Annotated in this window: 8 protein-coding genes and 1 other RNA gene; 4 read left to right on the top strand and 5 right to left on the bottom strand. The window is 49.3% G+C overall.

Annotated features, from left to right (window positions below; all coding sequences use genetic code 11):
* Positions 1-35 precede the first annotated feature (35 nt).
* Positions 36-1,469: a DEAD/DEAH box helicase gene (locus tag NDI44_RS09060; protein WP_190415111.1), complete on the top strand. Its 1,434-nt coding sequence runs from the start codon at positions 36-38 to the stop codon at positions 1,467-1,469.
* Positions 1,470-1,656: 187 nt separating this feature from the next.
* Complete coding sequence (thrC, locus tag NDI44_RS09055) at positions 1,657-2,769, top strand: threonine synthase (RefSeq protein ID WP_190415678.1); 1,113 nt, start codon at positions 1,657-1,659, stop codon at positions 2,767-2,769.
* Between the two features lie 94 nt (positions 2,770-2,863).
* Here thrC and NDI44_RS09050 read toward each other — a convergent pair whose 3' ends face one another.
* Positions 2,864-3,445, bottom strand: a complete 582-nt coding sequence (locus tag NDI44_RS09050; RefSeq protein WP_348235269.1) for a hypothetical protein — start codon at positions 3,443-3,445, stop codon at positions 2,864-2,866.
* A gap of 148 nt (positions 3,446-3,593) precedes the next feature.
* Between NDI44_RS09050 and NDI44_RS09045 the strand changes: the two genes are divergently transcribed.
* On the top strand, positions 3,594-4,547 hold the full coding sequence (locus NDI44_RS09045; RefSeq protein WP_190415110.1) for a YihY/virulence factor BrkB family protein: 954 nt from the start codon (positions 3,594-3,596) through the stop codon (positions 4,545-4,547).
* Between the two features lie 8 nt (positions 4,548-4,555).
* On the opposite strand, the gene NDI44_RS09040 is transcribed toward NDI44_RS09045, so the two are convergent.
* The 4 genes from NDI44_RS09040 to NDI44_RS09025 all read right to left on the bottom strand — a co-directional run bounded on the left by NDI44_RS09040 (position 4,556) and on the right by NDI44_RS09025 (position 10,275).
* On the bottom strand, positions 4,556-5,341 hold the full coding sequence (locus NDI44_RS09040) for a hypothetical protein (RefSeq protein ID WP_190415109.1): 786 nt from the start codon (positions 5,339-5,341) through the stop codon (positions 4,556-4,558).
* Between the two features lie 428 nt (positions 5,342-5,769).
* Positions 5,770-6,161, bottom strand: a transfer-messenger RNA (tmRNA) gene (gene ssrA, locus NDI44_RS09035).
* 183 nt (positions 6,162-6,344) lie between these two features.
* The gene (locus NDI44_RS09030; RefSeq protein WP_190415108.1) at positions 6,345-8,063 is read right to left on the bottom strand and encodes a serine/threonine-protein kinase; all 1,719 of its coding nucleotides are present in this window, start codon (positions 8,061-8,063) and stop codon (positions 6,345-6,347) included.
* A gap of 64 nt (positions 8,064-8,127) precedes the next feature.
* On the bottom strand, positions 8,128-10,275 hold the full coding sequence (locus NDI44_RS09025) for a BamA/TamA family outer membrane protein (protein WP_242037172.1): 2,148 nt from the start codon (positions 10,273-10,275) through the stop codon (positions 8,128-8,130).
* A 224-nt stretch (positions 10,276-10,499) separates the two neighbouring features.
* Here NDI44_RS09025 and NDI44_RS09020 point away from each other — a divergent pair, with 224 nt between their 5' ends.
* Positions 10,500-11,825 carry a lipid-A-disaccharide synthase-related protein gene (locus NDI44_RS09020; RefSeq protein WP_190415107.1) on the top strand — a complete coding sequence of 442 codons (1,326 nt, stop codon included), beginning with the start codon at positions 10,500-10,502 and terminating at the stop codon, positions 11,823-11,825.
* Positions 11,826-11,884 lie beyond the last annotated feature (59 nt).

Genomic DNA, 11,884 nt, shown 5'->3' with positions numbered 1-11,884 from the left:
CACAATTCTCGAACACTAACAACTAACAACAAATTATGACCCTTTCGTTCACAAGCCTAGGCCTTTCAGAAGCTCGCATTCAGCAACTAGAAAAACTAGGCTTCACTGCGCCCACACAAATTCAATCCCAAGCCATTCCTCATCTGTTGGCTGGTCGGGATGTGGTGGGACAATCCCAAACTGGAACCGGCAAAACAGCGGCTTTTTCGCTGCCGATTTTGGAACGGATCGACATTAAAAATCCCGCAGTCCAATCGCTGATTTTGACACCGACGCGGGAATTAGCTCAGCAAGTTGCTCTGGCAATTCGCAGCTTTAGCAACGAGCGGCGGTTGGGCGTGCTGACAGTATATGGCGGTCAAGCTATCGACCGGCAGATCCAGCGCCTCAGACAGGGCGTTCAGATCGTAGTTGGAACCCCAGGACGGGTGATTGATTTGCTCAACCGGGGAGAGCTTAAGCTCGATCAAGTCAACTGGCTGGTATTAGATGAAGCCGATGAAATGTTGAGCATGGGCTTTATTGACGATGTAGAAACCATCCTCAAGCAAGTCCCCACCGAGCGTCAGACGGCATTTTTCTCGGCGACAATGCCGCCGACCATTCAAAAATTGATTGCGAAGTTCTTGCGATCGCCAATGAACGTCTCTGTGGAGCAGCCCAAAGCCGCTCCCTCCCGGATTAACCAGGTGGTGTACATGGTGCCCCGCGGCTGGTCAAAATCTCGCGCCTTGCTGCCCATCCTAGAACTAGAAGATCCCGAATCTGCCCTAATCTTTGTGCGGACACGCAAGACAGCCGCGGAACTGACCAACCAACTGCAAGCTGCCGGTCACAGTGTAGACGAGTACCACGGCGACCTCAATCAACAAGCCCGGGAACGCCTGCTGATGAGGTTCCGCCAACACCAAGTGCGCTGGGTAGTCGCCACCGATATTGCGGCGCGGGGTTTAGACGTTGACCACCTGAGCCATGTGATTAACTACGATCTGCCAGATAGCGTGGAAAGCTACATCCACCGGATCGGTCGCACGGGTCGCGCTGGTAACGCAGGAACAGCCATTTCCCTGATTCACCCAATGGATCGCCGAAAGTTGGTGCTAATTGAGCGCAAAGTTCGACAAACCCTGAAAATTGTCCAAATCCCTACACGGGCGGAAATTGAAGGGCGACGTCTGGAAAAACTGCAAGCTCAAGTACGCGAAGTATTGAGTGGGGAACGCATGGCTTCGTTCTTGCCCGTTGTGGCGCAATTGAGTGAAGAATACGACGCCCATGCGATCGCGGCAGCAGCACTGCAAATGGTGTACGACCAAACTCGTCCCTCTTGGATGTCCAGCGAACAAGAAACACCAATGGACGATCGGGGAATCTCTACTAAGCCAAAGCTGATCAAGCGTCCCAAACCAGAAGTGAAAAGCGAGAACACAGAAGTCAGAAGGCAAAAGCCTGAAGAAATCCGCAATTAAAGTAGCGTAGAAAACGAAAATTTCTTCTAGCTTCTGTTGAAGGAGAGAGAATAAATGACAGGGGTGAACTTCTCCCCGTCTCCCCTCTCCATTTTGAGAAGAGTGGGTTTACTTCAAGGGTCGGTTTTTTATAGACAAACTCTGGAGCGAACCCACTTTGGCAATCCCTTTCCCCTCTCTGACTCCTGTGGCTTTAACTGTATCTGCTGCGAATTCTCCTGCCCTAAGTAACCCTGTTGGACGGCAGTCCTGGCCTGGACTGATTGAGGCATATCGGCAATATCTGCCGGTGACGGACACAACGCCAGTCGTAACACTGCTGGAGGGCAATACTCCATTGATCCCGGTTCCCGCGATCTCTCAGATTGTGGGTAAACAGGTGCGCGTGTTGGTGAAGTATGACGGTCTCAATCCCACTGGTAGCTTTAAAGACCGGGGGATGACGATGGCAATTTCTAAGGCAAAGGAAGCTGGTGCCAAAGCCGTCATTTGCGCCAGTACCGGCAACACTTCAGCCGCTGCTGCTGCCTATGCCCGTCGGGGCGGAATGCGAGCGTTTGTATTGATTCCCGATGGTTACGTGGCGCTAGGCAAGTTAGCTCAGGCGTTGCTGTATGGGGCGGAAGTTTTGGCAATTAAAGGAAATTTTGACCGGGCGCTTGAAATTGTACGGGAGATGGCAGAAAATTACCCCGTCACGCTGGTGAACTCGGTAAATCCCTATCGCTTAGAAGGACAAAAAACTGCTGCTTTTGAAGTGGTAGAAGCGTTAGGAAATGCTCCCGATTGGCTGTGCATCCCCGTAGGGAATGCCGGAAATATAACTGCATACTGGATGGGATTTTGTCAATATCATCAGGAAGGGAAATGCGATCGCTTGCCCCGAATGATGGGATTCCAAGCGTCTGGCGCATCTCCCCTGGTTACAGGTCAGGCAGTGCCGAATCCAGAAACCCTGGCAACCGCTATTCGCATCGGTAATCCTGCTAACTGGGAACGGGCGATCGCTACGCAACAAGCCAGCATGGGTCAGTTCAATGCGGTAACAGATGCCGAAATTCTAGAAGCCTATCGTCTCTTGGCATCCGAAGAAGGCATTTTCTGCGAACCGGCTAGTGCGGCTTCCGTCGCTGGACTTCTGAAAGTAAAAGATCAAGTTCCCGCAGGCGCTACCGTAGTGTGCGTCCTGACTGGGAACGGTTTAAAAGACCCAGATACGGCAATTAAACATAGCGAAAATTCGTTTAAACAGGGAATTGAGCCAAATTTAGCGACCGTGGCTGAGGTAATGGGATTTTGAGCAGTTAGGCTCAGTTTCATTAGATTATTTCTGAAGTGTGCGCTCCCTCCAAACCTTCCTTATTGCGGTGGTTAAGGAGGGAAATTTACACCTTTTAAGCTTTTGAGCCGGGATTGCGCCCCTCCTCTTCTTGTGAAGACGGAGGGGTTTGTTTATTGTTTTTGCTAGCTTGAGTGCTTACTCCTACCCACTGACCCCGCGGAGCTGATTGGCCTGATGCCGCTGGTTGGCGGGTTATGCGCTCCCGACTAAGTCGCTCGAGGGTATCCCCAATCGCAGTCGTTAAACTTCTGCGGGTTTGTGCATGATTGGTCTGCTCAGATTTTAAAGCCTGGGTAAGGCGATCGCGCTCAACCATCGCCTCGGTTAGTTTCGCTTTCAACTCCTCCAAATTTTCTAGTTGTTCTACTTCTGCACGAATCGCCTCCACAGCACCCGGGTTGTCCTCTGTAGGTTGCGGTGAACTCTGGAGTTGCCGTAGTTGGCTTTTGAGTTTTTCAATCTGTTGTTGAGCTAGCTTTGCCTCAGTTCGGCGTTGCTGCGCTTCTGTGTTATACAGTTGACGCCAGTTTGCCGCACTTTCCAAAGCCGCATCGCGATCGCGCTCTAACTCTGCTAGCTGCTGTTTCAGGATCTTAATTTCAGCCAACCACTGCGCTACCTCGTGGGCCATCAAAAACCACTCCTCATCGGTTACAACAATCAATTGTTAACAAAATTTGCCGATTTGTCATAGACACTATCGATAGTTTGACAAAACCCCTGTAACCTTAGTAGTTGATTTGGCACATTATAGAAAACGTTGTATACGGAATCAAACAATAATGCGCTCGTTCTTAGCCTATGCCGCTCTTAGAGGCTCCTCAATCCGTTTTATCCGTTTCTTTCGACATCTCAGCTGGGCAACTTTAAAGAAAACCTTCCAGCGCGTAGGTCAACGGCGGTTAGCGGGGCTTTCGGCAGAAATGGCCTACAACGCCATGTTAGCTTTGTTTCCAGCTATTTTGGCAATCTTGACTGCCATTGGTCTGTTTCAATCCTCATCAGACACTTTTGAAGGGTTAGCTAAGCAATTGAGTGAAATTGCTCCTCAAGAAGCTCTTTTCCTTATTGAAGGTTTTGCCCGCGAAATCAGTCAATCGCAAAATCAAGGGCTGTTTTCCCTCAGTTTTGTTGCAGCTATTTGGGCGTCTTCTGGGGCGCTGAGTGCCGCCATGACCGCTCTCGATCAAATCCATCAGATTCCGCTAGAACAAACCCGACCCTTTTGGAAAGCCAAATTAATTTCTATCGCTCTAACAATTGGTACCATTGTCCTGCTGATTATTGCTTCCTTTTTAGTATTTATTAGCGACCTGATTGTGAAGCTATTAATCAGCCAAAGTGGATTATTGGAATTGTTAAGTATTTGGCGGCTTTTTAGCTGGCCTTTGGCATTAGGCATTGTCGCCTCAGCCTTTGCTTTTATCTATCGCTATGGTCCTAGCCGCTGGGTTGCTGGAACCCCGATTATGCCAGGAGCAATGGTAGCGGCTGTATCCTGGGCGATTATATCAGCTTTGTTTCGGCTTTACGTCTCTAACTTTGGTAATTACAACAAAGCCTATGGTGCAGTAGGTGCCGTTATTGTTTTAATGCTATGGCTGTATATGAGTTCTCTAGTACTGCTGATTGGCGATCAGTTAAACGTTACGGTGGGAGAATCTATGCGGCATCACAGCAAGGCGAAACTAGCCTCTTTAGAAGCTGAGTCGGCACCAGAATCAAAAGCTGGGTAAATTGAGATTTAAACTTTTTCTGGGTACTTCATTAAGGGAACCGTCGGTGTTTCCTCCTCAATGCGGATTTGCACTTCTTTGACATAGGAACTCATGTAAGACATCACTGCATAGATAAAGAGAACAACACCGACCATCTCCAAGCACTCTTCCAAGCTTGACATCAGCATATATCCAATCGACTGTATTGTCTGCTTGGTTGAAGTGGCTCCCCAAATTAAACGACCATAGTGATATACGTAAAATCCACTCACTAACTCCATGCCAATCGACCCTCCAACAAAGAAAGTTCCGGCAATCAGAAATAAACGCCGTATCTTTGCGGGAAGATGGACGAGAAATTTTAAGAAGAATATTAAGGTAAGAAATACAAAAGCAATACCGAAAATTACCCAAGTATAGTATAAAAATCCGGTAGCTTTGAATGTATCTCGAAGTGGCTCGATCGTCTTTTCATGGAAACTTAGCCATTCGTCTGCTGATAGAAAGAGAAAAAGAACCGACAGAGCGCCCCAGTGGAAGGTATAGCGATCGCTTTCAGTTTTCTTCGCGTAGGTAATAACCGCTAGTAAAATTGAACAAAGTAATAACAGCGATGCTGAAAACAACGCTGGAAAATTTTTCTCGCGATCGACGTTGAATAAATCTACTACTTTATTTAACCATAAGAGCTTATAACCTTGCTGGTATAAGAAGTGCCTTGTTAACTGACTGGCAAGGCTGGCAAAGATGAACCCTATGACTGCGAAAATCAGAAATTTCCTAGCTTTCTTTGGAGAGATGAAAAACTGCATTTTGAAACCTCTCTTAAAAAATTTAAGCTTGGTGAAACGAAGAATTGAAAAATTTCCCGAATTTTTAAAGTACTATTTGAGTGATAATGGGCGATTAAAAAGCAGGAAGCGTACAGGATTTCTCGGCTAGCGAGCGCGATATCCAGCACAAATGACACGAGGTTACGCTCGTGTTTTGGTAAAAGTCCCGCGTCAAAATGATTAAGAATAAGTTAATGACAGATTAAGCAATATATAACAAAGTGTCAAGTCAAAGTCTATTGAGATTTCCGTCGAAGAATGGACACCGACACGCAAAAGTGTTATTAGGTCTGCTTTCCAGGAAAGTTGACTCTAAACGATTAACCTAAAATAATTAAAACTAAACTTATTAAAAGCAAAAACCACCTTGTACTTTTGGGTAGAAGGTGGTTTGAAAAAGTAATTAGAAGTGGAGCCTACGGGAATCGAACCCGTGTCCAAATTGGGTATTAACCTATCGCTCATTCACAGGTTTAGCCTATCTAACCCTCAAGGCGGGAACCATCCATTATCCCGGATGACAGGATTCTCTGATGAGGTCTTAGCTAGCAAATCTACCAGAGACGACTTGCTATCGCATCCGTTGGGGTTGTTCTGTAGCCCTTAACGGAGTCAGACTACAGACGCTCAGAAACCTAAGATGAGGTTTTTAGGCAACGACAGCTGCCTGACGAGCGAATGCTACGATGTTGTTTTTCGCAGTTACTTTTTTTTGAGTCCAGTATTAACGAGAGAAGACTCACTCTCGACCTGAATCACGGGGCAGCGTTCGCCAACCTGTCGAAACCATTAAGGCCCCCTGTCTCACATATCCTATTATAGTTATTTGTTGAAGGAATGACTGAATTTAACAAGGTTTCCAGAGACAGTTTTCGGGAGTAATAGCCGAACGATTCAGTTCGGTTTAATCGGCAGTTGGCATCCCAATTTTAGAGGGAAAGGCGATCGCTCCCAATTGTGCAAACGTCGATACAAGCAGTAGCTAATTATCCTTCTGTTTGTCCGATTTCTCCGGCTTGTCCGGTTTTTCCGGCTTGTCCGGCTTAGATTTTTTTTCCGATTCCGGTTGGGATTGAGTTTCTGGTTTAACAACTGGCACGACAACTGAACCTGGCGGTGCGGAAGTCTCTGGTGCAGATGAGGGAGCAGGATTAGTTGGCTTGCGATCGCTGCGAGGGAATGGCGGCGTCACTTCCGAAGCGGCGGGAGGCTGCGGATTGGCAACCGGGGATGGTGGCGGCTGTTCCGAAGCGGGAGAAGGTTGTGGATTGGTTGCAGCTGGTGGCGGAGTTTGTTCGGATGTAGGAACCGGCTGTTTTTGCTCGCGACGTTCTATTTCTGCCTGTCCGGCTTTCTTGTTCGCCTCACGATTAGATTGCGGCTTGTTTGAGTTCGGGGATTTCGATGAAGTGTTTGCAGGAACATCCGGAACATCGCGCTTAACCCGCTGCTGAGATTTTCTGCGGAAGGATTTTTGAACTTCAACGGGTTGCCGTTCAGACTCAGTAGGGGTGCTATTAACTTTCTCTACGGATTCGGGAGTGACAGTTTGTGCCTCTTGTAGCTGATTTTGCGGCTGGGATTCCGGTTGGGCAACAGGGGAAGCGTCGGGCGGATGAGGCTGACGCCAGACAGAACTCAACGCGATCGCTAAACCGGATGCAATCGCGATTCCTGTAGCAATGAAAAGACTGCGGGGATTTCGGAAGAAGGAAGAACTGGATTGATGGTTTCTCTCTTCTGGTACGGACGAAGCGATCGCGCCTCCATTTCTTGAACCCGAATTTTTTCCCACCAAAGCTTCGCCTCTAGGCGGTGATGGAGAGATCGCTGGGATAGTTGCCACTGTATGAGTTGGCGGCATTGTTTCGGCAGTGGAACCTCCAAACTGAAGATCCGGCAACAGAGACAGCCACTCATCTACACTGCCAGGTCGATATTGAGCATCAACAGCCATCCCGCGCATCACCGCCTGATTTACCGCCGGACTTAGGTAGTGTTTTAAGTCGCGGGGCGCTGGCATCGGTTGCCTGTCTCTGAGTACCGCAGGCGTTGGTACTGTTGCCGTTAACAGCGCGTAAAGTGTGGAGGCTAACCCATAAACATCCGTCGCTGAGGTGCGCTTTGCTTGGGGCAGGTACTGCTCAATGGGGGCATACCCTTCGGAAACAATACTTGTATGAGTTTGGGTTGAGTCTGGCGTAAACTCCCGCGAAATCCCAAAGTCAATCAGCACCACCTCTTGAGTTCCTTGGCGCAGAATGATGTTCTGGGGCTTGATATCCCGATGCAGCAGATTATTTTGATGCACCACTTTGACTGCTGCCCCAATCTGCTGCATGAAGTGAATAGCAGCGGACTCTGGCAGCGGCTTGTCCGGAAACACGACCTCTTGCAAAGTTTGACCCGCAATATAGTCCATTACCAGGTAGGGCAACCCAGCTTCCAAAAAGAAATCGTTAACCCGAACGATATTGGGATGGACGCACAACGCTAAACGTCTTGCTTCATCCTGAAACTGACGCCCAAATCTGGCAAAGTCAGGATGCCGACAGAGGGAATCGTTAAGCGTTTTAATAACTACAGGTTGACCCAAGTAGTGGTGGGTGGCTTGAAAGGTAACGCCAAAGCCACCCCGTCCCAGTTCTCGATCGAGAGTGTATTTGCCACCCTGCAAAGTTTTGCCAACTAGCGTGTCCATGCAATCACCAAGAATGAAGGATGAGCTAATTTGAACTCATTTTAAATTTCTCTTCCTTCCGATGTTAGAACCTTTGACCGATCCCGAATTGGAGTCGGCTTTCACCGTGGTCGTTGATACCAAAGTCAGCCCTGAGCAAGCCAATCGGGGATTGGACGCGCACACCAGCTCCGTAGCCAAAGCCAGTTCCTTGTTTGCCACGGACAGTTCCAGGTTCTCCCGGCACCGTATCGCCAGAGCCTAAGTCGGAGCCAAAGTCAGCGAATAAAACGCCACCTACCGGCTTAAAAACTGGGAAGCGATACTCGGCAGAGGCTAACACATAGCTGCGACCGCTGGCAACATCACCACTTCCGTAGCCCCGTACAGAATTGATGCCACCTAGATTAAAGGCTTCATAGGGCGGGAGATTGCCGATGGTTGTGCCTCCCTGCACGTTGAAGGCTAATACATCTGGAGTTGCACCGTTGGTTAAATTAAAGGGTATGTACTGACTGTAGTTTGCCTTAACCCGGTTCATCAAGATACTGCCGTTCCCAACCGGGATCGATTGTTCTGTACTGAGGCTGACGACCGAGCCTTTGGTTGGGTTAATTGGATTGTCTCGTTTGTCTTGTGCGATCCCAGCAGACACGGAAACTTTGTCGTCGATACCGTTTTGGCTATAGGAAAGGCGATTTCCTAATTCATCTACGGGTGAGAGATTGCCTTTGCTATCGCGGATGCTAGTGCGGGTGTAGTTCACGCCTACCGATGCCTGCACATCGCCTACAGGTTTCGTGAAGGTGACGCCGCCGCCAAACTGCCCTTCCCGAACTTTGTCCCCATTCGGCAACTTAACATCTTCATTGAAGGTTTCGGAAAGTTGCCGCTGTCGAGATGCCTCGATACTATATCCAGGGCGGTCTGGATTGCTGGCGCGATAGGGACTGGTAATATTCCCATTAAACTGTAAGTCGCTCCGGCTTGCTTGGACATTCAAACCTACCTGCTGGTTAATGCCCCCAAAATTTTGGTCTTTATAATTAATGCTGCCGAAGATGCCACTGTTCTCGCTGTAACCACCCCCAACGTTGACGGCGCGGGAAGTGCGTTCGGTCAGGTCGTAGCTCACGTCAACTTTTCGAGAATCACCACTGAGGGAAACATCCGCGTTGTCAAACAGCCCTAACTGATACAGCCGTTGCAAGTCTGTCCGTGCCGCATCGACCCGGAAGGGTTGACCCGGCTTCAGTTTTAACTCCTGACGGACGAAATTTTCTTGGGTGCGTCCTTTGGTTGGCTTGCCCTCGCTGTCCAAAAAGCGGATTTTCACATTCCCAACGGTACCCTCAGCGACTTCAATGGTGACTACCCCATCGCGGCTGGGTTGCACGGCTAGCACTTGTGCTGCCACATAACCATTTTGCTTGTACCACTGGTTGATTTGTTCGGCACTTTGGTTGAGGGCATTGGGGCTAATTTTTGCCCCCAGTTGGGATTTAAAAATGTCGTTGGCAACCGCTGGGGTCAGGGCTTGGGCACCGGAAAGTTTGAGCGATCGCACCACTAGGGGTTTCACCTCAAAGACTGTCCTCAGTCCACTTGGCTCGGTATAACTGGTTACGTTGGCATCAGTAAATAGCCCGGTCGCTAAAATCGCCGTCACATCCTTTTGCAGTTGGCTTTGACTGGTATCTCCACCCGGACGAGTTTTAATCGTTTGACGGACAATTTGCTGCAACTCTGGTGTCGCTCCCGCTACCTCAATACCTGTTGCGGTTACGACCAAATCTGGTGAATTGATAGAGCTAGCTGGCGCTTTTTGGGGAACGCGAGTCGTCTGAGTAAATTGAGGCAGTGTCCGGGTTTCCGGTGCCGCAATGGCTCTCGCGGGGCGGGTGGTGGCAGAATTAACGGGAACCACTACCTGGCTATTGACGGGTTGTTGCGCTGGCGCGGATGGCTGGCGCGTACCCGAATTAACCGGAACAATGACCTGAGCATCTGCTATTTTTTGAGTTGCGGCTGTCGAGGAGGGCACATCGGAAGTGACTGGGACAACGACAACTTCTTCAGCGTTTGGTGTCTGGGTTGGAGATGAAGAAGTTGTACTGGCGCTAGCCAGAGAACTGAGATCGCTCGCAGCCAAAACCGCTAAAGTGCAAATAGCCAAAGAAGGAACGCGCATTATAGAAAACCAGGGAGAGAGAGGAGGAGAAGGAGATTGCATACAGATATCCAGCGAAATGGTATAAGACGGTAGCTAGTGTAAAATCGCTAATTGCTTATCGCTTATGAGGTTTTGTTAAATTTGACACTTGCTATTGCCTTCTGGTTCCATTCGTCGATTTTGAATTTTGAAATTCCTCCCTGGCTTCTCTGGAGCAAGGAAGGTTGGATTTTGGATTGGCGATGGAGAAACAATCGAAAATCTAAAATCTGTGGAGGTCTGGGATGAGGGTACTGTGCCTCAGCAATGGTCATGGGGAGGACATTATTGCCGTCCGGATTTTGCAAGAACTTCAGCAACAGTCTCATTCTTTGGAACTAGCAGCCTTGCCATTGGTGGGTGACGGGCGAGCTTATGCTGAATTAGATATCCCCATCATTGGTCACGTGCAAACGATGCCCTCCGGTGGCTTTATCTATATGGATGGGCGTCAACTGGTGCGAGATGTACAGGGCGGTTTACTACAGCTCACCCTCGCCCAGCACCGCGCGATCCGGAAGTGGGCGTCCCCAGGCAGAACCAAGGAGCGAAGCAGAGGCGTAATCCTGGCGGTGGGAGATATTGTCCCGCTATTATTTGGCTGGTTAAGCGGCGTTCCCTATGCTTTTGTGGGTACGGCTAAATCGGAATATTATTTGCGAGATGAAGCGGGGCCATTGCCACGGCGCGACCAAAGAGGGCGCTGGGAAGGTTGGTCTGGGTCTGTTTACCTGCCTTGGGAACGTTGGCTGATGAGTCAGCGGCGTTGTAAGGCGGTGTTTCCCAGAGATGGGCTGACAACTCAGATGTTAAAGAAGTGGTCTATCCCGGCGTTTGATTTAGGGAACCCGATGATGGACGGTTTGGAACCACCCAGACCAAAAGCAATATTTTATTCGTCAAATGCTGAACAGGAAGAGATGAGGCGATCGCTAATTGTGGCGCTTCTCCCTGGTTCTAGACCGCCAGAAGCTTATGCTAATTGGCAGCAAATTATGCAAGCTTGTGTGGGGTTAATGCAGGCGTTTGCACCTCGACCCGTCCTATTTCTGGGCGCGATCGCACTTGGGTTAAATTTAGACCCTTTGTGCCAAACCCTTGAAGCTCACGGTTGGCGACAATCTAATGCACTGGGGGCAAATGAGAAATTCTCTCCCTCACCGATTTCTGACCCAGAAGCACTAACTTTTACGAAAGAAAATGGCACTCTGATTCTGACTCAGCACGCTTATAACGATTGCTTAAATCAAGCAGATTTAGCGATCGCAATGGCTGGTACAGCAACGGAGCAGTTTGTCGGATTGGGGAAACCCGCGATCGCGATCCCCGGAGAAGGCCCTCAGTTTACGAGCGCCTTTGCCGAAGCTCAATCTCGCCTGCTAGGACCCTCCCTGATTTTGGTAGAACAACCCGCTAAAGTCGCCGGGGTTGTGCAATATTTATTACGCGACCCCGATCGGCTGCAACTGATTGCTGAAAATGGACGCCGCCGCATGGGAGAAGCGGGAGCCGCCGAGCGGATTGCGGCTTGTGTGATGGAACGCTTGTTGGGTTTTTACTTTTCAATTTAGGCTCAACCCATTGCTAATTGCCACTGACAGTAGGGGAGCAAAGTTGTTCTTCCCCTACT

The sequence above is a fragment of the Trichocoleus sp. DQ-A3 genome (genome assembly GCF_039961975.1).
Taxonomy (GTDB): domain Bacteria; phylum Cyanobacteriota; class Cyanobacteriia; order Cyanobacteriales; family FACHB-T130; genus FACHB-T130.
Note: the sequence above shows the minus strand (reverse complement) of the source record. Positions and strands in the feature narration are given on the sequence as shown.